The sequence below is a fragment of the Sphingobium trunci genome (assembly GCF_022664535.1).
In the GTDB taxonomy this organism is placed as follows: Bacteria; Pseudomonadota; Alphaproteobacteria; order Sphingomonadales; family Sphingomonadaceae; genus Sphingobium.
The window spans coordinates 119,393-141,099 of the sequence record NZ_JAKUJY010000005.1; the positions used below are offsets into that span (position 1 = coordinate 119,393).

At 64.8% G+C, this 21,707-nt stretch carries 21 protein-coding genes; 8 read left to right on the forward strand and 13 right to left on the reverse strand.

What is annotated here, in order from left to right; genetic code table 11:
* Position 1: 1 nt before the first annotated feature.
* Positions 2 to 1,552, reverse strand: coding sequence for a sensor histidine kinase (locus MJ601_RS06445; protein ID WP_242124530.1), 1,551 nt, complete (start codon positions 1,550 to 1,552; stop codon positions 2 to 4).
* 202 nt (positions 1,553 to 1,754) lie between these two features.
* A complete protein-coding gene (locus MJ601_RS06450) occupies positions 1,755 to 1,976 on the reverse strand; it encodes a NepR family anti-sigma factor (protein ID WP_242124532.1) in 222 nt (73 codons plus the stop codon).
* Positions 1,977 to 2,314: 338 nt separating this feature from the next.
* Between MJ601_RS06450 and MJ601_RS06455 the strand changes: the two genes are divergently transcribed.
* The 7 genes from MJ601_RS06455 (at position 2,315) to prsR (ending at position 9,436) form a co-directional block, all read left to right on the forward strand.
* Entirely contained in the window at positions 2,315 to 3,109 is a 795-nt protein-coding gene (locus MJ601_RS06455; protein ID WP_242124534.1) for a response regulator, read from the forward strand.
* Positions 3,110 to 3,213: 104 nt separating this feature from the next.
* Positions 3,214 to 3,348, forward strand: a complete 135-nt coding sequence (locus MJ601_RS21925; protein WP_281061214.1) for a hypothetical protein — start codon at positions 3,214 to 3,216, stop codon at positions 3,346 to 3,348.
* A 117-nt stretch (positions 3,349 to 3,465) separates the two neighbouring features.
* Positions 3,466 to 4,113, forward strand: coding sequence for a sigma-70 family RNA polymerase sigma factor (locus MJ601_RS06460; RefSeq protein ID WP_242124536.1), 648 nt, complete (start codon positions 3,466 to 3,468; stop codon positions 4,111 to 4,113).
* A gap of 153 nt (positions 4,114 to 4,266) precedes the next feature.
* Entirely contained in the window at positions 4,267 to 4,446 is a 180-nt protein-coding gene (locus tag MJ601_RS06465) for a hypothetical protein (RefSeq protein WP_348635561.1), read from the forward strand.
* A 142-nt stretch (positions 4,447 to 4,588) separates the two neighbouring features.
* A complete protein-coding gene (locus MJ601_RS06470; RefSeq protein WP_242124538.1) occupies positions 4,589 to 5,977 on the forward strand; it encodes a TIGR03013 family XrtA/PEP-CTERM system glycosyltransferase in 1,389 nt (462 codons plus the stop codon).
* A gap of 10 nt (positions 5,978 to 5,987) precedes the next feature.
* A complete protein-coding gene (gene prsK / locus MJ601_RS06475; RefSeq protein ID WP_242124540.1) occupies positions 5,988 to 8,072 on the forward strand; it encodes an XrtA/PEP-CTERM system histidine kinase PrsK in 2,085 nt (694 codons plus the stop codon).
* The gene (gene prsR, locus MJ601_RS06480; protein WP_242124542.1) at positions 8,072 to 9,436 is read left to right on the forward strand and encodes a PEP-CTERM-box response regulator transcription factor; all 1,365 of its coding nucleotides are present in this window, start codon (positions 8,072 to 8,074) and stop codon (positions 9,434 to 9,436) included. The genes prsK and prsR overlap by 1 nt, the downstream gene beginning before the upstream one ends.
* 57 nt (positions 9,437 to 9,493) lie before the next feature.
* Here the strand turns inward: prsR and MJ601_RS06485 are convergent, their stop codons facing one another.
* From MJ601_RS06485 to cyoA, 7 genes are read right to left on the reverse strand one after another with little or no spacing between them, the layout of a single operon-like run.
* The gene (locus MJ601_RS06485; protein WP_242124544.1) at positions 9,494 to 10,030 is read right to left on the reverse strand and encodes a response regulator transcription factor; all 537 of its coding nucleotides are present in this window, start codon (positions 10,028 to 10,030) and stop codon (positions 9,494 to 9,496) included.
* Positions 10,027 to 11,349 carry an ATP-binding protein gene (locus tag MJ601_RS06490; RefSeq protein WP_242124546.1) on the reverse strand — a complete coding sequence of 441 codons (1,323 nt, stop codon included), beginning with the start codon at positions 11,347 to 11,349 and terminating at the stop codon, positions 10,027 to 10,029. Before MJ601_RS06490 ends, MJ601_RS06485 begins: the two co-directional genes overlap by 4 nt.
* On the reverse strand, positions 11,346 to 12,068 hold the full coding sequence (locus tag MJ601_RS06495) for an SURF1 family protein (RefSeq protein WP_242124548.1): 723 nt from the start codon (positions 12,066 to 12,068) through the stop codon (positions 11,346 to 11,348). The genes MJ601_RS06490 and MJ601_RS06495 overlap by 4 nt, the downstream gene beginning before the upstream one ends.
* Positions 12,065 to 12,511: a cytochrome o ubiquinol oxidase subunit IV gene (gene cyoD / locus MJ601_RS06500; RefSeq protein ID WP_242124550.1), complete on the reverse strand. Its 447-nt coding sequence runs from the start codon at positions 12,509 to 12,511 to the stop codon at positions 12,065 to 12,067. The genes MJ601_RS06495 and cyoD overlap by 4 nt, the downstream gene beginning before the upstream one ends.
* The gene (gene cyoC / locus MJ601_RS06505) at positions 12,508 to 13,131 is read right to left on the reverse strand and encodes a cytochrome o ubiquinol oxidase subunit III (RefSeq protein ID WP_242124552.1); all 624 of its coding nucleotides are present in this window, start codon (positions 13,129 to 13,131) and stop codon (positions 12,508 to 12,510) included. The genes cyoD and cyoC overlap by 4 nt, the downstream gene beginning before the upstream one ends.
* A gap of 5 nt (positions 13,132 to 13,136) precedes the next feature.
* On the reverse strand, positions 13,137 to 15,143 hold the full coding sequence (cyoB, locus tag MJ601_RS06510) for a cytochrome o ubiquinol oxidase subunit I (protein ID WP_242124554.1): 2,007 nt from the start codon (positions 15,141 to 15,143) through the stop codon (positions 13,137 to 13,139).
* Positions 15,144 to 15,148: 5 nt separating this feature from the next.
* Positions 15,149 to 16,264, reverse strand: coding sequence for a ubiquinol oxidase subunit II (cyoA, locus tag MJ601_RS06515; protein WP_242124556.1), 1,116 nt, complete (start codon positions 16,262 to 16,264; stop codon positions 15,149 to 15,151).
* Positions 16,265 to 16,455: 191 nt separating this feature from the next.
* On the opposite strand from cyoA, the gene MJ601_RS06520 reads away from it, so the two are divergent.
* The gene (locus tag MJ601_RS06520; RefSeq protein ID WP_242124558.1) at positions 16,456 to 17,787 is read left to right on the forward strand and encodes an MFS transporter; all 1,332 of its coding nucleotides are present in this window, start codon (positions 16,456 to 16,458) and stop codon (positions 17,785 to 17,787) included.
* A 106-nt stretch (positions 17,788 to 17,893) separates the two neighbouring features.
* Here the strand turns inward: MJ601_RS06520 and MJ601_RS06525 are convergent, their stop codons facing one another.
* The 4 genes from MJ601_RS06525 to MJ601_RS06540 all read right to left on the reverse strand — a co-directional run bounded on the left by MJ601_RS06525 (position 17,894) and on the right by MJ601_RS06540 (position 21,635).
* Entirely contained in the window at positions 17,894 to 18,769 is an 876-nt protein-coding gene (locus MJ601_RS06525) for a glycosyltransferase (protein WP_242124560.1), read from the reverse strand.
* A 6-nt stretch (positions 18,770 to 18,775) separates the two neighbouring features.
* Entirely contained in the window at positions 18,776 to 20,041 is a 1,266-nt protein-coding gene (locus MJ601_RS06530) for an ammonium transporter (RefSeq protein ID WP_242124562.1), read from the reverse strand.
* A gap of 118 nt (positions 20,042 to 20,159) precedes the next feature.
* Positions 20,160 to 20,564, reverse strand: coding sequence for a hypothetical protein (locus MJ601_RS06535; protein ID WP_242124564.1), 405 nt, complete (start codon positions 20,562 to 20,564; stop codon positions 20,160 to 20,162).
* A 399-nt stretch (positions 20,565 to 20,963) separates the two neighbouring features.
* Positions 20,964 to 21,635, reverse strand: a complete 672-nt coding sequence (locus MJ601_RS06540; RefSeq protein ID WP_242124762.1) for a GIN domain-containing protein — start codon at positions 21,633 to 21,635, stop codon at positions 20,964 to 20,966.
* Positions 21,636 to 21,707 lie beyond the last annotated feature (72 nt).

The window sequence follows — 21,707 nt, forward strand, 5'->3', positions numbered from 1 at the left end:
TTCAGGGCAGAACCGTGATCGCGATGATGTAATCGCCCGTTTCCGGATCATGGTCCAACGGCGCCCGCAACTGGCGGGACAGGCCGGTCAGGACCCGCCCATAGCGTTCCTCCAGCCTTTCGGTCATGTCCGGCGATCCGCGCAGCGCGGGCGAGACGATGTGCAGGATCGCCCGGTCCCGCCGTCCCGCTTCAAGCTGGACCGAGATGCGCATCGCCGTCCGGGGGTCGGAAAGCATCGCCAGCTCGACCAGTTCGGTCAGCAGAAAGGCGATCGGCACGGCGACATCCTGGCTGATATGCAGATTGTCGCTCTCGATCTGGATGCCGAAGCGCCGCGCTTCGGCGGGCGCCGTGCCGCGCAGGCTGGCCGACAATTCGCTGATCAGCGATCGCACGCCGACCCCGTGATTTTCCTCCAGCTCCGCATAATGGTTGCGGTGCACGACCGAAAGCGCGTCGACCCGCCGCTGGATGGTCGCATAGGCCTCGACCGCTTCGGCATCATGCGCCGATCGCGCATGCAGATTGATGAGGCTGGCGATGATCTGGAGGTTGTTCTTGACCCGGTGATGGACCTCGCGAGTCAGCTTCCGCTGGGTTTCCAGACCCTCCGCCATCTCCGCCTCATGGGTGGCGACGTCCTCGCTGATCTCGCGGAATGTCTCGCCCAGCGCGACGATTTCCTGGGCAGGCGTCCGGATGCGGCGCATGGGCTCCAGCACTTCGCCCGGCTGATAGGCGGCCACGGTACGGCGCAGCAGCACCAGCGGCCTGATCAGCAGCCGGTTGACGACGAACCAGCCGATCGCCGCCGCCGCGAACCACATGACCAGCGGCAGGAACAGCGACAGCAACCGCGCCAGCGTCACGGGCGGATCGCGCATCGTCATGGTCAGGATGATGTCGGGCGGCTCCAGCCGGGCGGAAAGCGCGGTGCTGCGGCCGCTCGAAATCCGGGCGGCGGGGGTGATGAGCAGGCTGTTTCCGCCCTGATGCAGGGTGATCTGCCGGTTCTGCAGCGCGCCTGCGGGGCTGGCCGTCTCCGCCAGATAGGCCCGCGAATAATAGGCCAGGGCAACGACGGCGCCATTTCCGCTGCGGGCGCGCGCGACCAGATATTGCGAGCGGGGCAGGAGCTGGACGCCGTCCCCCGCAAATCGCTGCGCCCGCGGCAAGCCCTGCGGTTCGGGCGCGGATGATCCGCACAGGCGCCGCCCGCGACGGTCGTAGATATAATAAAGCCCGCCGCCGCGTTCATGCGGGCTGAGAAAGGCCGAGAGTCGCTGGCACATGCCGCCGTCCGGCGGATCAGTGGCCAGGCTGTTGGCGGCCAGCATCAGGGCGGTCCTGTCCGACGCCAGATCGGCCGACAGCTTGCGGGCGCTTTGGGTGACCGCGACCCTCAGCAGCGCTTCCTTCTCCAGATCGGTCGTGCGGATGGCCTGCAGGGAAGCAACGAGCGCGATCAGGCCCAGCGGCAGCAGCGCCAGCGTCAGGATCAGGAACATCTTGACACCGGTGGATTGGGAAACGGCGTTCAATTTTTGCATGAAGGGGAAAGCCGCCAAGGCAGGGTTCTGTTCGGTGGACCGCGATTCCGGCCTAGCGACCATTTACCCGACGCTGCAAATGAATTTCGATATAGTGCGTGAAGGATTGCACCTGGCTGACCGGACCGGTGCGCTTTCCGGGACGAAGAGTCATGTCCTTACATCCCACCCCTTTGCCATGTCTGCCCCCGCGGCAGGCGCGTCAGTCCAGCTTGCTGAGCAGGTCGAGCATTTCGGGGGGGATATCCTCATCCACGGCGCGCTGGTAGACGGAACGCAGCGCATTGGCGACCTGGCCCTCGTCCTTGGCGGACGCGCGCTTCTTGCGGGCGGAACTCGCCTTCACGCCCGAACCCGGAGTGCTGGCGCCGACATCTTTCCTGTCCCCTCCCGTCACATCCCGTTCCGTCGTTGAAGAAACCAAAACACGCCCCTCTGCAGCCATCACCATCTACGCCAGCCTGTCCTTCTTGCGGCTTTACCGGATGACGTCAATTCGACGTCATGGGAAGAAGAACATAAAAATCCAAAGATTCTCGAAAAAACCGAACGGCAGTGAAACAAATTCTCCGCTTGATGGTTCCCTCGCATGAAGCATTTTTTGCCCATGCGGCGGGGACAGGGCCGTCCGTTCATCCTCCAGGAAGGACGCAGGGCGAAAAGGGGAGGGGGGCTTGCCACATCGGCATCGTCCATCCATCCTTGCCGGCCGGCGAATGTTTCGGAACAAGGTGCCCCAACGGGCTGGGAGAATTTTTACAGATGTCGCTTGGTCAGCAACTGCACCCCCACCTTCCTTTCCTGCGTCGTTATGCCCGCGCGCTGACGGGCAGCCAGGCGCATGGCGACGCCTATGTCCGCGCGACCCTGGAGGCCATCGTTGCCGCTCCTCAGGAATTTCCCGCGACGGTCGATCCGCGACTGGGCCTCTACAAGACCTTTCACGCGATCTGGTCGTCCTCGCATCTGGAGGATGTGCCGGTGCTGTCGGGCGCCGACGGTCAGGAGGCCATTGCCCAGGCCCGGCTTGCCCGGCTGACGCCATTGCCGCGCCAGGCCCTGCTGCTGACCGCGCTGGAGGGTTTCACGGTCGACGATGTCGGCTATCTCATCGGTCTCGACAGCGACGATGTCGAAGCACTGGTCAAGGAAGCCCTGGCCGAGATCGAGGCCCAGACCCGCGCCAAGGTGCTGATCATCGAGGATGAGCCGATCATCGCGATGGATATCGAGACCATCGTCCGCGACCTGGGGCATGAGGTCACCGCCATCGCGGTCACCCGCGAGGACGCGGTGCGGGAGGCGATGGCGGAACGTCCGGGCCTGGTGCTCGCCGATATCCAGCTGGCCGACGATTCGAGCGGCATCGATGCCGTGAAGGATATTCTGGCCGAATTCTCGGTACCGGTGATCTTCATCACCGCCTTCCCCGAACGCCTGCTGACCGGCGAGCGTCCGGAACCGACCTTCCTCATCACCAAGCCGTTCCAGCGCTCCACCGTGAAGGCGGCCATTTCCCAGGCCCTGTTCTTCGACGAAGCCACCGCGCCTGCATGAGGTTTATCGCCTGATCCAGGTTAGCTTTCGAAAATTACGGCGAAAAATGGGGAACCCCCCATCGCGACTCGCGTTATTCATGCGTAACGATCGGGAGAAGGGTCATGGCGGAGCAGGAGCAGCATGTCGCGGCCGAGGAGGCCAGGGCAGGCTCTACGCCGCACGTCGTGCGCTACGTCCTGGGGATTTCGCTGACCCTCGCCATCATCGTCATGATCGTGATATTGTGGAGCAGTTGAAAACGGCCCTGGCGATTGGCGCCTTCACGAGAATATGGTTAGGATGCGGACGCACTTATGGCTTTGACGACTTCGGTTCATGCAGCGAGGACGACAGCCGATGAGGGGGTTGTTGCCATGAGCGATGGCGTGAGCCAGGATGTGGAACGCGAGACCCTGTCCGACGCGGATTTCAAGCGGGAACTGGCGGCGGTCATTCCCCATCTGCGCGCCTTCGGCCGGTCCCTGTCGGGCAACCGCGACGTCGCCGACGATCTGGTGCAGGAAACGCTGCTCAAGGCCTGGGCCGCGCGCAGCCGCTTCCAGGCGGGCACCAACATGCGGGCCTGGACGTTCATCATCCTGCGCAACCATTATCTGTCGCAGATGCGGCGCTCCCGTTTCCGGGGCGATTGGGACGATCTGGCGGCCGACCGGCTGCTGGCGGCGCCCGCTGGGCAGGACAAGCATGTCGAACTGTCGGACATGCAGCGCGCCCTGCTCCAGCTTCCCCAACCGCAGCGCGAGGCGCTGATCCTCGTCGGCGCGGGCGGATTCGCCTATGAAGAGGCGGCGGAGATTTGCGGTGTCGCGGTCGGCACGATCAAGAGCCGGGTGGCGCGCGGCCGCGCCGCGCTGGAGCAGATACTGGAAAATGGCGAACTGCCCTCGCGCCGCAGCCAGGAAAGCAGCGATGCGGCGGTTCTCGATGAAATCATGGATGATGTCGATCGTTTGAGCCGTGGCCGCGAGGCAAGGGAAGATAACGGGTCCGACCTGGAATAATCTATGTTAATATCCGGCTCCATTCCTCTTGTCAGGATCGGGAGAAGGAGAATGGCGGAGGACAGGAACAAATCCCCCGTTCCCGTTCGGGAAATGCCGGAACCGGACCCCACCATGGCCCGGCCACGCGGGAGCTTGATCATTTTCGCACTCGTGGCGATCGCCCTTATCCTTGCGATCGGTTTTTTCTATCTGACCAAGGAAGGCAATGGCGACCAGGCGGACCGGCTGATCGAGGCCGCCAATTCCGCGGCCAATTCCTCCGACAGCGCTGCCCATGTGGTGGGCGATGCTGCGAAAAATGCAGCGAATGCCCTTTATAACAAGCATTGAAGGGCCGTTTGCAGGGCTTGTCCCCTGTTCAGAAATTCTTTGCGATTGTCGTGCATTGTGCCGGCCGATGTCGGATTTTCTTACAGCGACTGTAAGCTGATCCGATCCTTGCCCGCGGGGCATGGCGGGATGAGCGCGACGAATGGTCAGATTGTTCAAACATTATGTACCGCATGCGGTGCTGCTGCTCGGCCTGCTGGATTTCCTGCTGCTGCTGGGCGCGGCGGAGGGCGGCTGGATTCTGCGCGCGCATCAGATCGGCATGGATGTCGACCAGGTCATGAACCGGCTTGGCCCGCTGCTCAGTTTCGGCATCGCGATCCAGACCGCCATGATTGCCGTGGGCGTTTACGGTACCGAAGCGCTGCAGTCGATCCGCTATGCGCTGGCGCGCCTGCTGGTGGCGATTTCGCTGGGCGTCCTGTTCCTGTCGGTCATGCATTTCGCCTTGCCGGACCTGACGCTCTGGCGCTCCAACTCGCTGTACGCCATGGGGCTTGCCATCGCCCTGCTGCTCACGATCCGCCTGCTGCTGGGTTCTATGCTGGGCGGCGAAGTCTTCAAGCGGCGGCTGGTGGTGCTGGGCGCGGGCAACCGGGCCAACCGCATCCGTGAGATAGAGGCGCGCAAGGGGTCCGGCTTTCTCGTGGTCGGCTATATCGCCATGAACGACGGCGCGCAGGTCATTCCAGAAGCCATCAATCGCAGCGCCATCTACAATCTCGCCGATTTCGTGGTGCGGCTGGGCGCGAGCGAGGTGGTGCTGGCGCTGGAGGAGCGGCGCAACGCACTGCCCCTGTCGGACCTGCTGCGCATCAAGACGACAGGCGTCCATGTGAACGAAATCTCGACCTTCCTGGAGCGTGAGACGGGCCGGGTCGACCTCGACAGCGTCAATCCGAGCTGGCTCATCTTTTCCGACGGCTTTTCCGCCGGCCGCCGCCTTTCCACCATCGCCAAGCGGCTGTTCGACATCATCGCCAGCTCGATCCTGCTGCTGCTGACCGGCCCGGTCATCCTGCTCGCCGCGCTGCTGGTGAAGCTCGACAGCAAGGGCCCGGCTTTCTACCGCCAGCAGCGCGTCGGCCTGTTCGGCGAGGAATTCTGGATCGTGAAGCTGCGCACCATGCGGCAGGATGCCGAAGTCGCGGGGCAGGCGGTCTGGGCGGAAAAGGACGATCCGCGCATCACGCGCCTGGGCTATTGGCTGCGCAAGCTGCGCGTCGACGAACTGCCCCAGACCTGGACGGTGCTGAAGGGGGAGATGAGCTTCGTCGGCCCGCGCCCCGAACGCCGCCAGTTCGTCGAGGATCTGGAACAGCATCTGCGCTATTATGCCGAACGCCATATGGTGAAGCCCGGCATCACCGGCTGGGCGCAGATCAACTATCCCTATGGCGCGTCGATCGAGGATGCCCGGCACAAGCTGGAATATGACCTCTATTATGCGAAGAATTACACGCCCTTCCTGGATCTGCTGATCCTCCTCCAGACGCTTCGGGTCATTCTCTGGCCCGAAGGCGCGCGTTGAGCGGCGGGCGATGAACGCAGCGCTGCAATTTGTCGGCGATTGGGGCCATGCGCTGGCGGCGATCCTGTTCGCGGCGCTTGGCATCTTCATCCTGCGCCGCCGGGATGAGGCGCCGGAACAGCGCCTGCTCGCCGCCGCTCTGCTGCTGACCTCCTGCTGGTCGCTCTACGTGTCCTTCGGCGGCGTCGGACAGTCGCTGACCGGCATTGGCGAGAATATCCGCAACGCCGCCTGGCTGCTGCTGCTGTTCGTCATGCTGCGGCGGGGGCCGGGCGCCCGAGCGGGATCGATGGTCGCGATCGGCTCGGTCTATGCCGCGGTTGCGGGGCTGATCCTGCTCCAGACCTTCACCGACCTCATCTGGCGGCAGTTGCCGGTCATGAGCGAGATGCACCGCTCGCTGGTCCATGTCTCGCTGATCCTGCACATGATGACCGCGATCGGCGGGCTGATGCTGGTCCATCATCTCTATATCGGCTGGCCGGCGCGGGAACGGGGCAAGGTGGCGCTGCTGCTGGGCGCGCTGGCGGCGATGTGGACCTATGATCTCAACCTCTATGCGATCGGCTATTTCGCCCTCGATCGCGCTCACATACTCTATGCCCTGCGCGGGCCGATGATCGCGCTGCTGGCGCCGGTGATCGGTGCGGGAATGCGCAACGACATGGCGGGGCGGCTGCAATTGTCGCGTGCCCTGACATTCCAGTCGCTCTCGCTGGCGGCGGCCGCGCTCTATGTGGTGGTGCTGGCGGCCGGGTCCGTGCTGCTGGAACTGGTGGCTGGGCCTTATGCCCGGCTGATCGAGATCGGCTGCGTCTTCTTCATGGCGGTAAGCGCGCTGGTGCTGCTGCCTTCGCCCCGGCTGCGGGCCTTCTGGAAGGTGCAGGTCGCCAAGCATTTCTTCCAGCATCGCTATGATTACCGGACCGAATGGATGCGCTTTGGCGACACGATCGGACAGGCCTGGGGCAATCGGGGCGACAATGCCCTGCCGCTGGGCGAGCGGGTGGCCAAGGCCGTGGCCGACATCACCGATTCGCCCGCCGCGATCCTGCTGCTGCGCACGGAGGATGGGGCGCTTGCGTTCGAAACCCATTGGAACTGGAGCGGGGAACTGCCCGTGGGCGCCGTCATTCCCGCGCCGCTGGCGGCGCTCATCGAACAGAGCGGCTGGATCATCGATATCGACCGGCCGCCCAGCGGCGCCGGAGAAATCACCGCGCCCGGCTGGATGAGCGTCGACCGGCGCGCCTGGTCGCTGGTGCCGCTGATCCACTTCGGCCGCCTGATCGGCACCATCCTGCTCGCCCGCCCGCCGATCGACCGGCGGCTCGACTGGGAGGATTTCGACATGCTGCGCGCCGCCGGACGGCAGGCCGCCAGCTATCTGAGCGAAGCGCAGGGACAGCAGGCGCTGGACGATGCCCAGCGTTTCGAGGAATTCAACCGCCGCTTCGCCTTCATCATCCATGACGTGAAGAATCTGGTCAGCCAGCTTTCCCTGCTCGCCCGCAATGCGGAACGCCATGCCGACAATCCCGATTTCCGCGCCGACATGGTGCTGACGCTCAAGGAGTCGGTCGGCAAGATGAACGACATGCTCGCCCGTCTTTCCCAGCACAACAAGGGCCGGGCGGAAGAGCCGCGCCCCATGGCCCTGCGCGACGTGGCGGAACAGGTCGTGCGCACCCGCGCGCGCCAGCATGCCATTCGCCTCACCGGCGACGCGCCGCCCGCGCTGGCCGATCCGGCGCGGGTCGAGCAGATCATGATCCACCTGCTGCAGAACGCCATCGACGCCAGCGCGCCGGACAGCCCGGTGGACATCAGGCTGTCCGCCGATGAGGGCTGCGCACTGCTGGAGGTGATCGACCAGGGGCGAGGCATGACCGCCGAATTCATCCGCCGCGACCTGTTCAAGCCCTTTTCGTCCAGCAAGACCGGCGGCTTCGGCATCGGCGCGTTCGAGGCGCGGGCGCTGGCGCAGGCGATGGACGGACGGATCGAGGTGGAAAGCAAGCCGGGGGTGGGGAGCCGCTTCACGCTCCGCCTGCCGCTGGCGCAAGGGAATTTGAGCGAAGGGAAGGCCGCCTGATGAGCGACACGCGACCGAAACTGCTGATCGTCGAGGATGATGCGGGACTCCAGCGGCAATTGCGCTGGGCCTATGAGGAATATCAGCTCTTCATCGCGGGCGATCGCGAGGAAGCGATCGAGATGCTGCGCGAGCAGGCGCCCGACGTGGTGACGCTGGACCTGGGCCTCCCGCCCGATCCGGACGGCACCAGCGAGGGTTTCGCCACGCTGGCGGAAATATTGCGGATCAAGCCGGATACGAAGGTCATCGTCGCCTCCGGCCATGGCGCGCGGGAAAGCGCACTCCACGCCATTTCGGGCGGCGCCTATGATTTCTACCAGAAGCCGGTCGACATCGACGAACTGGGCCTGATCGTCCGCCGCGCCTTCCATGTCCATGCGCTGGAGAAGGAAAATGTGCGGCTCGCCGAAACCCCGCCGGAAGCCGGCCGGGTGCTGGGCCGCCTGATCACCGCCGCGCCCGAGATGATGAAGGTCGCCCGCACTATAGAGCGTGTCGCCGCGGCGGACGTCTCCGTGCTGCTGCTGGGCGCCAGCGGCACCGGCAAGGAATTGCTGGCGCAGGGCCTGCATGACGCCAGCCCGCGCCGGGAGGGGGCCTTCGTCGCGATCAACTGCGCGGCGATCCCGGAAACGCTGCTGGAAGCGGAACTGTTCGGACATGAAAAGGGCGCCTTCACCGGCGCGATCAAGACCACCCCCGGCAAGATCGAACTGGCGCAGGGCGGCACGCTGTTCCTCGACGAAGTGGGCGACATCCCGCTCGCGCTGCAGGTGAAGCTGCTGCGCTTCCTCCAGGAACGGGTGATCGAACGGATCGGCGGGCGCCAGCCCATAGCGGTCGACACGCGGATCGTCTGCGCCACCCATCAGGATCTGGAGGCGATGATCGCGGCGGGCACCTTCCGCGAAGACCTTTATTATCGCCTTGCCGAAATCGTCGTGCGCATCCCGGCGCTCAGGGACCGGCCCGGCGACCCCGCGCTGCTGGCGCGGCATTTCCTCAACCGCTTCGCCAAGGACATGAACCCGCAGGTCAAGGGCCTCGCGCCCGATGCGCTGGCGGCGCTCGACGCATGGGGCTGGCCCGGCAATGTGCGCGAACTGGAAAACCGGGTGAAGCGCGCCGTCATCATGGCCGACGGCAAGCATGTCACCGCCGCCGATCTCGACCTGGACGGCGACCGTGCGGAGGGCGGCGATGTCGTGAACCTGAAGGCCGCGCGGGAAATGGCCGATCGCCGCGCCATCAGGCGGGCGATCGCGCGCACCGACGGCAATATCTCCGGCGCGGCGAAGATGCTCGGCATCAGCCGCCCGACGCTCTACGACCTGCTCAAACAATATCAGATGCAGGGATAGGGCCGGTCGCAGCCGATCCCGCACATTCCCCTCCCGCCTGCGGGAGGGGAGAAGCATTCACCCCACCTGCCGCTTCGCCAGCTTCCGCGCCAGCGTCCGCCGGTGCATTCCCAGCCGCCGCGCCGCTTCGGAAATGTTGAAGTCGCTGTCCTTCAGCACCTCATGGATATGCTCCCACTCCAGCGTCTTGATCGATGTCGGGCGCGGCGCCAGCGGCATGGAGGGGTCGCCCGCCGACCGGGCGAAGGCCGCCTCGATATCATCGCTGTTGGACGGCTTGGCGAGATAGTTGGAGGCGCCCAGCTTGATCGCCTCCACCGCCGTCGCGATGCTGGCGAAGCCGGTCAGCACCACGATCACCATCGCCGGATCATGCGCATGCAGCGTCTGCACGCACACCAGCCCCGATTCCGCCCCCAGCTTCAGGTCCACCACCGCAAAGCCCGGCCTGCTGCCCGCCAGCACCGTCTCCAGCGCCGCATGGCTGTCGGCCGTCAGCACCGTATAGCCGCGCCGCTCGAACGATCGCTTGAGCGTTTTCGCGAACGCCTCGTCATCCTCGACGATCACCAGCACGCGCTCTGCGACAGTCACTCGACCTTCTCCTCTTCCAGCGCCACCGTGCCCAGCGGCAGGCGCAGCAGGATCAACGCGCCGCCATCCGCGCCGTTGCTCGCGCTCACGCTGCCGCCCAGCTTGCGCACGACATTGACCACCAGGAACAGGCCCAGCCCATGGCCTTCCTTGCCCTTGCTCGACCGGTATGGCTTGCCGAAATCCTCCAGCATGTCGCCGGTGAAGCCGCTGCCATTGTCGCGCACCGCGATGTTGAGCGACGTGCTGTCGCGCCCGACCAGCAGGTCGATATAGGTCGCGCCCGCCTCCCGCCCATTGTCGAGCAGATTGCCCACCGCCTGCCGGATCACCGGGTCGGCGACGATGCGGGGATAGTCGTGCGGCCCGAAATCGCAGCGCAGCGGCATGCCCGGATTGGCCCTGCGCCATTCCTTCGCAATGCCCTCGATGAAGTCGCGCACATTGGTGATTTCCGGCGCCTCGCCCCGTGCCTCGCCGGAGGACAGCAGGATGCCGGTGACGATCTCCTTGCAGCGCTGCACCGCCGCCTGCATCTCGCCCACTTCCTCGACCAGCGCAGGATGGCCGGTAATCTCCGGCATATGCTTCCAGTCGCCCAGCACCACGGCCAGCTGGGAAAGCGGGGTGCCCAGCTCATGCGCGGCGCCCGACGCCAGCAGCCCCATGCGCACGATATGCTCCTCCTCCGCCGCCTGCTGCCGCAACCGTGCCAGATAGGCCTCGCGAAGCTGGAGGTTGCGCGTCACCGGCATCACGAACAGCACCAGCAGCACCGCGATCATGCTGAAGCAGATCCAGGTGCCGATGATGTGCAGGTCGAACAGATGGCCCTCCAGCGCCCCGCGCAGGTCCAGCGGCCGGTAATGCAGCGCCAGCAGTCCCGCGCACAGCGCCGACACGAAGACGATGCCCCAGATGCTCCACCGGTCGAGCAGCACCGCGCCCAGCGCCACCTGCACCAGATAGAGCGAGATGAAGGGGTTGGTCGCCCCCCCGCTCAGATAGAGCTGCGCCGTCAGCAGCAGCACGTCGAACAGCAGCGACAGGAACAGTTCGGCATGGGACACGTCGGTGCGGTTGCGCAGCGTGCCGAAGCTGAGGCCGTTCATGATGATGGCGATGCCCGCGACCAGCAGCATCGGCGCGATGGGCAGGTGAATGCCCATGCCGTAATGCACCGCCAGGATGGTGAGCACCTGCCCGGCAATGGCGATCCAGCGCAATTGCACCAGCAGCGCCAGATTCTTGCGCCCGGCGGCGTCGGCGGGCCACTGGCTGGGCTGCCAGAGGGTGCTGATCGACAGGGTCCGGCTCATGACCGGCGGCTTTTCCACTCATGGCGCATCACGAATATGTAGGCGCCCGCGACCATCGCCGCCAGCATGAACCATGTGACCGCATATTGCAGATGGTTGTTGGGGAAGGTCACGACCGTAAGGCCGCCCACCGGCAGGCCGTCCGGCGCGGAGGCATCGGCGTCGATGAAATAACCGGCGATCGGCCCCCTGATCCCGCGCGCGGCGCCGATCGCCGCCACATCGCGCGAGAACCAGCGGTTCGCCGCCGGATCGTTGGCACGCAGGAAACCGCCGCCCGGTTCGCTCAGGCGCAGCAGCCCGGCGACGCGCTGTTCGCCCTGCGGCCGCGCATAGCCGTCGCGCTTTTCCGGCGGCACGAAGCCGCGATTGACCATCACGGTAAAGCCCCGGTCCGCGACCAGGGGCGTCAGCACCCAGAAACCGGCGCCGCGCACCGTCACCGCCTGCACCAGCACCGCCTTGTCATGCAGGAAACGGCCGGAAACATGCACGCGGCGATATTCGTCGGCGCGGCCGGCGGTGAAGGGGGCGGGGACGGGCAGGGCATGGATCCGCGCATCGACGCGGGCGATCAGGTCGCGCTTCCAACCGAGGCGCTGGACCTGCCAGGCGCCCAGCGCGCAGAATCCGGAGAAGAACAGGATCGCGATCAGCGTCAGGCCGATCAGAAAGGCCGGGGAGCGCCGATGACGCCCCCCGTCTTGCGCCGTTGTCACGGCATCTCGCTCATCTGCTTCATGGCGGACATGTCCGCATGGGGCATCATGTTGTTGTTGAGGTGGTACATGACCCACAGCGATCCCGACAGGACGATGACGACCAATACGATGGTCAGCATCATCGCCATGAACGACCAGCCGCCTTCGACGCGGGTGTTCATGTGCAGGAAATAGATCATGTGGACCACCACCTGCACGGCGGCGAAGCCCATGATGACCACGCCGGTCAGTTGCGGATCGTGCAGCACGCCGCTCATCACCAGCCAGAAGGGGATGGCCGTCAGGATCACCGACAGGCCGAACCCGATCATGTAGCTGCCGAAGCTGCCGTGCGATCCTTCTTCATGATGGCCATGCGCATGATCGTCATGATGGCCATGCGCATGATCGTCATGATGCCCGTGTCCGTGGGCGTTGTGGCTATGGACAGCGTCGCTCACCGCAGGACTCCCATCAGATAGACAAAGGTGAAGACGCCGATCCAGATGACGTCCAGGAAGTGCCAGAACATCGACAGGCACATCAGGCGGCGCTTGTTGGCGGGGATCAGCCCTTTTTTCGCGACCTGCACCATCAGCGTGACCAGCCAGATCGAACCGAAGGTGACGTGCAGCCCGTGGGTGCCGACCAGCGTGAAGAAGGAGGACAGGAAGGCCGAACGCCACGGACCCGCGCCCTCGAGGATGAGGTGGTGGAATTCGTAGAGTTCGATGAACAGGAACGCGCCGCCGAACAGCAGGGTGACGAACAGCCAGCCCTGGGTGGCGCTGGTCCGGTTCTTCTCCATCGCCAGCATGGCGAAGCCATAGGTGATCGAGGAGAAGAGCAGCATCGCGGTGTTGAGCGCGACCAGCGGCAGGTCGAACAGGTCCTTGGGCCCCGGCCCGCCGGCATAGCTGCCGCCGAGCACCGCATAGGTGGCGAACAGGATGGCGAAGATGAGACAGTCGCTCATCAGATACATCCAGAAGCCCAGATTGGTGCTGTGGCCTTCGTGGAGGTGTGGTTCCTCGGGCAGATGATAGGCCCGGGGTTCCATGGTTGCAGTGGTGCTGCTCATAGGGGTCAGGCTCCCAACGCCGCGAGGGTGCGCGTGCGCTCTTCCTCGGTGCGCGTGACGACATCCTGCGGGATGTGGAAGTCGCGCTTGTAGTTGAAGGTGTGGCCGATCGCGACCGCGACGATCCCGACGAAGCTGAGGCCGGCAAGCCACCAGATGTACCAGATCAGCGCGAAGCCGCAGAGCGTCGCCAGACCCGCCAGGATCACGCCCGCGCCGGTGCTGCTCGGCATGTGGATCGGCTGGTAGCCGGAGAGCGGACGCTGATAGTTGTTCCGCTTCATGTCCGCCCACGTATCGGTGTCATAGACGACCGGCGTGAAGGCGAAATTATATTCCGGCGGGGGCGAGCTGGTCGCCCATTCCAGCGTGCGGCCGTTCCACGGATCGCCCGACACGTCCTTCAGCTCCTCGCGCTTCCAGATGGAGACCGCGAACTGGACCAGCATGGCGCCGATGCCCGCCGCGATGATGGCGGCGCCGATGGCGGCGATGATGAACCAGATGTGGATCGACGGATCGTCGAACACGCGCATGCGGCGGGTGACGCCCATCAGGCCGAGGATGTAGAGCGGGGCGAAGGCCAGCCAGAAGCCGACCTGCCAGCACCAGAAGCTCACCTTGCCCCAGAAGACGTTCAGCTTGAAGCCGAAGGCTTTGGGCCACCAATAGTTGATCGCCGCGAACAGGCCGAACAGCACGCCGCCGATGATCACGTTATGGAAGTGCGCGATCAGGAACAGCGAGTTGTGCAGCACGAAGTCCGCGGGCGGGACCGCCAGCAGCACGCCGGTCATGCCGCCGACCGTGAAGGTCAGCATGAAGGCGACGGTCCACATCATCGGCAGCTCGAAACGGATCTTGCCGCGATACATGGTGAACAGCCAGTTGAACAGCTTGGCGCCCGTCGGGATCGAGATGATCATCGTCGTGATGCCGAAGAAGCTGTTGACGCTGGCGCCCGACCCCATGGTGAAGAAATGGTGCAGCCACACCAGATAAGACAGCACCATGATGCAGCAGGTGGCATAGACCATGGAGGTATAGCCGAACAGCCGCTTGCCCGAGAAGGTCGAGGTGACTTCGGAGAAGACGCCGAACAGCGGCAGGATGAGGATATAGACTTCCGGGTGGCCCCAGATCCAGATGAGGTTGACGTACATCATCGGATTGCCGCCGAAATCATTGGTGAAGAAGGCGGTGCCCGCATAGCGGTCGAGCGACAGCAGGACCAGCGTCGCGGTCAGGATCGGGAAGGACGCGACGATCAGGATGTTCGCGCAGAGCGAGGTCCAGGTGAACACCGGCATCTTCATCAGGGACATGCCCGGCGCGCGCATCTTCACGATGGTCGCGATCAGGTTGATGCCCGATAATGTCGTGCCGACACCGGCCACCTGCAGCGCCCAGATATAATAGTCGACACCTGTGGCCGGGCTGTAGGCGATCCCCGAAAGCGGCGGATAGGCGAGCCAGCCGGTCTGGGCGAACTCGCCCAGGAACAGCGAACACATCACCAGCACCGCGCCGCCCGTGGTCATCCAGAAGGAGAAATTGTTGAGGAACGGGAACGACACGTCGCGCGCGCCGATCTGCAACGGGACGATATAGTTCATCAGGCCGGTGATGAACGGCATCGCCACGAAGAAGATCATGATGACGCCGTGGGCGGTGAACACCTGGTCATAATGGTGGGCGTTGAGATAGCCCTCCGACCCGTTGAAGGCGAGCGCCTGCTGCAGTCGCATCATCACCGCGTCGGCAAAGCCGCGCAGGAACATGATGAGGCCCAGCACCATGTACATGATGCCGATCTTCTTGTGATCGACGCTGGTGAACCACTCCTTCCAGAGATAGCCCCAGAGCCTGAAATAGGTGAGTGCCGCGACCACCGCCGCGCCGCCCAGCACCACCGCGACGAAGGTCGCGACGACGATGGGCTCATGCCATGGGAACGCATCCCATGTCAGACGACCGAAGATCATCTGCGTTGTTGTCATTGTGCCAGTCATGGGCCTTACCGATGCTGCGCGTGCGCGTCAGCGCCGCTATGGGAGGAGTGATCGGGCGGAGTTTCCGTTGCGCCGGGTGCGTCGGGCGCGGTTTGCACGCCCTCGTTGCGCTCGGCCTGGTCGATCACATGGCTGTCGGGGAAGTCATATTTCAGGCCTTGGGTCTCGCGCGCCGATTCCTTGCCCGCGCCGCCCATCATGTTGACGTGCATCAGCTCGCCCATGCAGCGCTGGCCCGGCCTGGGGCAAAGGTTCACGACCGCGTCGAACAGCCTGGGCTCGACGGCGGAATAATAGGCGACCGGCGCCTTTTCGGACGGCTTGGCCAGGGTCAGATAATGGGCACGGTCGAGATCGGCGCCATCCGCCTTCACCTTCGCCACCCAGGCGTCGAAACCGGCCTTGTCCATCGCCTTGTAGCCAAAGCGCATATGGGTGAAGCCCGCGCCCGAATAGTTGGCGGAGAAGCCGACGCCCCCCACGGGCTTGTTGGCGACCGCATGGAGCTGCGTCTTCATGCCCGGCATGGCATAGATCTGCCCCGCCAGTTCGGGAATGTAGAAGCTGTTCATGACGGTCGAGGCGGTGATGTCGAAACGCACCGGCACATTGGTCGGCACGGCCAGTTCATTCACCGTCGCGATGCCCAGGTCGGGATAGATGAACAGCCATTTCCAGTCGAGCGCGACCACTTGGACGGCCAGCGGCTTCACCCTGGGGTCGACCGCGGTCCTCGCGTCGATCCGGTCGAGCGGACGATAGGGGTCCAGCTTGTGCGTGCTCACCCAGGTCAGCGCGCCCAGGCAGATGATGATCAGCAGCGGCGCCGACCAGATCAGCAGTTCCAGCTTGGTCGAATGATCCCAGTCGGGATCATAGTCCTGTTCGGCCGCCTTGTTCGCCGCGCGGTAGCGCCACGCGAACCAGACGACCATCGCCATGACGGGTATGACGATCAGCAGCATCAGCGCGGTCGAGATCAGGATCAGATCGCGCTGCTGCACCGCAATATCGCCCGACGGGTTCATCACGACCCAGTTGCAGCCCGCCAGCGGCGCCGCAAGGATCGGAGCGGACCAGCGGAAAATCCGGGTCCTGAGGGGGGAGGAGGGGTGTGACATGGGCGCGCGCCTAACGCGTTCGCACGGAGTCGGACAGTGGGCAATTTGTCCCATTGTGCGCAGATGCAAAAAATGATCTTGATGTGGGATACTGCTTAGACTCTGCGGCTTTTCTGTTATGCTGCGATTTACTGGCCACCGGCAGACCAGAAGAGAGACGCCCCGGTGGCTTTGCCAAGGAGCGGATGCCTATGAGTTCACAGGCCATAAATTTCTCGTCCCGGCCATTGGAGGACGATGCGCGGCTGATCAACGCGCGCGACCACAAGATTGCGCCGGGTGATATTTCCATCGGGGTGATCATCGGTCGCACCTCTGAATTTTTCGATTTCTTCGTCTACGCCATCGCTTCGGTCATCGTGTTCCCAAGCCTGGTGTTTCCCTATGTGGATGCGCTGACGGGCACCCTCTATTCCTTCGCGATTTTCGCGGTCGCCTTCATCACCCGCCCGATCGGCTCGCTGATCTTCATGGCCATCGACCGCCGCTATGGACGTGGTACGAAATTGACCGCCGCTTTGTTCCTGCTGGGCGGTTCGACCGCATCGATCGCCTTCATGCCGGGATATGCGACCATTGGCCATTATGCAGCGGTCGTACTGGTCATTTTGCGCGCCGCGCAGGGACTGGCGCTGGGCGGAACCTGGGACGGCCTCGCCTCGCTCCTGTCGCTGAACGCGCCCCAGCACCAGCGCGGCTGGTACGCCATGGTGCCGCAACTGGGCGCCCCGCTGGCGCTGCTGGTGGCGAGCGGCCTGTTCGCCTTCTTCCTGATGACGCTCTCGCGCGCGGACTTCCTCGACTGGGGCTGGCGCTATCCCTTCTTCGTCGCCTTCGCGATCAACGTGGTGGCGCTGTTCGCCCGCCTGCGCATCGTGGTGACGCATGAATTCGAGCGCCTGTTCGAACAGAAGGACCTGCAACCCTCCGAAGTGCTGCCCACCGTGAAGAAGGAAGGCCGCAACATCATCATCGGCGCCTTCGCCCCGCTGGCCAGCTTCGCGCTGTTCCACATGGTGACGGTGTTCCCGTTGAGCTGGGTGGCCCTCTTCACCAAACAGCCGCTCGAACGCTTCCTCATCATCGAGATGATCGGCGCGTCGGTTGGCCTGCTCGCCATCGTCGTGTCCGGCTTCGTCGCCGACCAGATCGGCCGCCGCTCGCTGCTCGCATGGTCGGCGCTCGGCATCGCGATCTTCAGCGTCATGGCGCCGCTGCTGCTGACCGGCGGGGATCTGGGCGAAGTCGCCTTCATGATCCTGGGCTTCATGCTGCTGGGCCTCGCCTTCGGCCAGTCGTCGGGCGTGGTCGCCTCCAACTTCGCGACGGAGGCGCGCTATACCGGCTCGGCCCTGACGTCCGACCTGGCATGGCTGGTCGGCGCGGGCTTCGCCCCGCTGGTGGCGCTGCTGCTGTCGGTGAAGTTCGGCCTGGCCGCTTCGGGCATCTACCTGCTGTCCGGCGCGCTGGCGACCATGGTGGCGCTGTATATCAACAAGGAACTGGCCGCCCGCGACCGCTAGAGCATTTTCGAAGCAGGCGGCATCACCTGCTGGCTCGGAAGATGTGGCAACAAGGACAAATGGAGCATGATCCGGTTCGACTCGACCGGATCATGCTCCAGCCCTCTCACAATCTCTGCGCCCTCTGCCGAGAGGATCGACAGGAGGCCCGCATCCGGGCCAGGGCCTTCCGGTCGAACCATCCGGCGGGCAAGGGCCGCGGCGTAAAGCGCGGCAGCCATTCGCCGTAAAGCGCATCCATCCGCGCCGGCAGCCCCGACACGCCCTCGCGCTCCATGATGTCGGAAATGATCCGGTTCTGGAAAAAGCGCACCGAATAGTTGGTCATGCGCTTATATTGCATGCGCCATGTGGAGGGGCGCCACAGGCTCACCGCCTCGCAGCGAAAGCCCGCCGCCTCGCAGGCCAGCACCCGTTCCCGCTCCCAGTCGGCATCGCGTCCCAGATCGGTATGCGCCCAGGCCGCGACCAGTCCGTCGTCGCCGATCAGATCGTCCGGCAACCGCAATCCCCGCGCGCGGATCGCCGCCACGAACCGTCCCGACAAGGCATAAAGATCGCCGAACAGGCCGCGTTCCTCGCGCAGGCCTTGCCGGTAAAACTCCACCGATCGCCCATTGACCGGCATCCCCGCCGCCGCATGGGCGCCCGGCCGCGCCGCCAGATCAGCCACCAGCGCATCGATCGACCCCGCGACGATCTCCGCATCCCCGTCCATGCAGATCACCGCATCCTCGCCGCCCGGCAGCAGATCATGGACAAAATGGTTCCACGTCCGCGACTTGCCCCCGGCGGCGATGTCATGGACGATGACGTTCGCGCGCCCGCCCGCCGCCGCCCGCGCCCGCGCCACGGTCAGGTCCGTCGACCCGTTCACCAGCACATGGAAAACCGTATCCGCCCGGTCCAGCGGCAGCGAAGCGAGGCACGGCCCGATCCGCCCTTCCTCCTGATGCGCGAAGATGCCGACCGCGACGCCCATGGCCGGTCAGCGGAAATCCCAGCCCTGCTGGCCCAGCAGCGCCAGGTCCAGCCCTTCGGCCTCCTGCTGCGCGCCGACCCGCGCGGGCACCACCGCCGACAGGATCAGCGCGATGATCGCCGATCCGACCATGGCCCAAAGCCCCACCACCGCGATCCCGATGGCCTGCGCCACGAAAGCGCTGCCCAGGCCGATTCCCGCCGCGAAGCCGACCCCGCCCAGCACCGGCAGGACGAAGGGCAGCAGCAGCAGCGTCCCGGTCAGCCCGCCCAGCCCATGGATGACGAAGACGTCCGCGGCATCGTCGATCCGGCCGGACAGCAGCGCCTTGGCCCCCCGCGCCACGGCCGCCGCCAGCAGGCCGATCGCCATCGCGCCTGCCGTTCCGACCAGCGCGGCGGAGGCCGAAATCGCGACCAGCCCCGCCATTGCGCCCGACACCACGCCCATCGCCGTCACCCGTCCGCCCAGGAAACGCTCGACCGCCATCCATCCCAGCGCCCCGGCGCAGGCGGCGAAATGGCCGTTCAACAGGGCGGTCGCGGCATCGTCGGTGGCGCCCAGCACCCATCCGCCGACGATCCCGGCCCAGCCGATCCACAGCAGCGCTCCACCCGCCAGCGCCAGGACCGGCGCATGACCGGCGGTCGCGTTCCGCCGCCGGCCGACGATCAGCAACAGGCTCAGGGCCGAAAAACCGGCGCACAGATGCACCACCAGCGCGCCGGAAAAATCCATCACGCCGATCCGCCCCAGCCAGCCGCCACCCCAGACCCAATGCACCACCGGCGCATAGACCAGCAGCAGCCAGAGCGCGGCGAACAGCGCCATCCATCCGGTCCGCACCCGTTCCGCCACGGCGCCCGGCAACAGGCAGGCGGCGAAGATCGCCAGCGCCATCTGGAACAGGGCAAAGGCCGATTCCGGCACGGTCAGCCCCTCGCGCAGCGCCGCCAGATCGGCGAGAAACAGATGCGCCCGCCCGCCCAGCCAGCCGCTGCCGGGCGCATAGGCCAGGCTGTAACCGGCCATCCCCCAGAGCAGCGAGACGAGGGCGGCCACCACCAGCCCCTGCATGACGATGGAAAGCGCGCCGCGCACATGCACCAGCCCCGCATGCCGCAGCGCCAGCCCCGGCAGGGCCGCCAGCAGCACCAGCAGGCTGCACAGCATCACCCACGCCGTATCCCCGCTGTCGGCCACCGCAACCTGCGCCAGCGCCGGCTGGGGAATGGCGGCCGCAAGAAGGGCAAGGGCAGGAAAACGCTTCATTCCGCCGCTCTACCCCCTGCAAGTAAAGACTTGGCTAACCCTGAAAAGCCGATACCAGCAGACGACTTGCAGTCGGCTAATGGCTTTGACGGATTCCGCAAAAGCCGCAGAGTCTTTGTCACCTCTCCAAAATGCTCTTCCACCACCTATGGCCAAGGGGAAAAGGACCGGGAGGTTCAAAGAAAACGATGACAGTGGAATCGGCGGGATTTCCATGAAAACCTCCAAAGACTGTCAGCGCCTCGATAATGATAGCGTCTGTCTCGTCTCGATCATGTCCTGGAATTATTCCACGTAATGATCTGATCAGATGAATCGCGGGCTTCGCGATCTCCGGGTTTAAACGACGCCATTCGTTGATAAAATCCTGTTCCCAAACGGTTTCAAAGAAAACTCTGATGCCGTTCGGGCAAAGGATCCACCAATTTTGAAGTCCGTCGGGATGCGTAGGTCCGGAGATCAATTCCAAGCCACGCTCGGGATCGAAGGTGCGGCGTTGTGCAGGGTCAGCGATGAAGGCCATAAGCTCATTTTTTCTACAGCGAGCTATAACACTACGTCTGCTTGGTAAAATTTTGGCGACTATGTAGTTTACAAACCAACACGTTGTTTCGAAGACGAACATCCGGTAAAAGATGCGCCGGAAGGTCGTGGATGCCCTGTTAGGATCAGGGATTCGGGTACAGGCCATGGGGATACGCAAGACGGCGCGGTTTGCCTCGGCTTACTGCTCCTATCTGCAGTCGTCTTAAAGCCTCCGCCAGCCGCTGCTGGCCCGCGACCTTCTGCTGGCTCGGCTTCTCCACCGGCTTATGCTTCACGACCTTGGCAAGCCTCTCCTTGAAGTGCTGCGGATCGTCGTCCGTCTCCGCACCCGCTTCGCAATGATCTGGTCTAAGTTTATCAGCTTTACGAATGGCCCCTAATAGGCATCCCCGCCGCAACTGATCCGCCCGGTCCCCCGATTGTCGACGCTGCACGCCGCCTTGCCCGCCACCGTCACGTCCCCGGAGCCGGAGGCGGCGATCTTCGCGCTCACCTCGGCCGTCACCACCACATTGCCCGGCCCGTCATTCGCCACCGAAAGCTGCCGCACCCGCAGGCCGTCGGCGGCGACCGCGCCCGGCCCGTTCACCCGGATATTCGCCATCCCGGCCCGTCCCGCCAGTTGCGCCCGCCCGGCGCCCGCCACGCCCAGGTTGAGCTGGTCCAGATCGATCACCGCCACGCTCACATCGCCATTGCCGCCCAATATGATCTCGCCGCGCAGCCCCTTCATCCGGCTGACCGACACCGATCCGCCGCCGGTCAGCACCACGCGCCCCAGATCGCCGGTCGACAGCCGCAGCACGGCCCGCCCGCCCGATTTGTCCCCCGGTTGCGCCCGCTGCATCGTCACGGCCAGCACCCGTCCGGACACGTCCAGCTTCAGCCGGTCGAGCAGCTTCTGGTCCCCATCGGCCCGCGCCGAAGCGCCCGCGCCGGTCGTGACGATCACCTCGACCGGCGCATCCACCCGGATCGCGTCGAAGCTGGTGACGGTAAAACCCCGCGTCGCCGCTCCGGCGGGCGCCGCCAGCAGCATCGCGGTCATGAAGAGGATGGGACGCAGCGGCACGGCAAGCTCCTGACATAATGCCCTCGCAGCAAAGCATATTGGCGATGG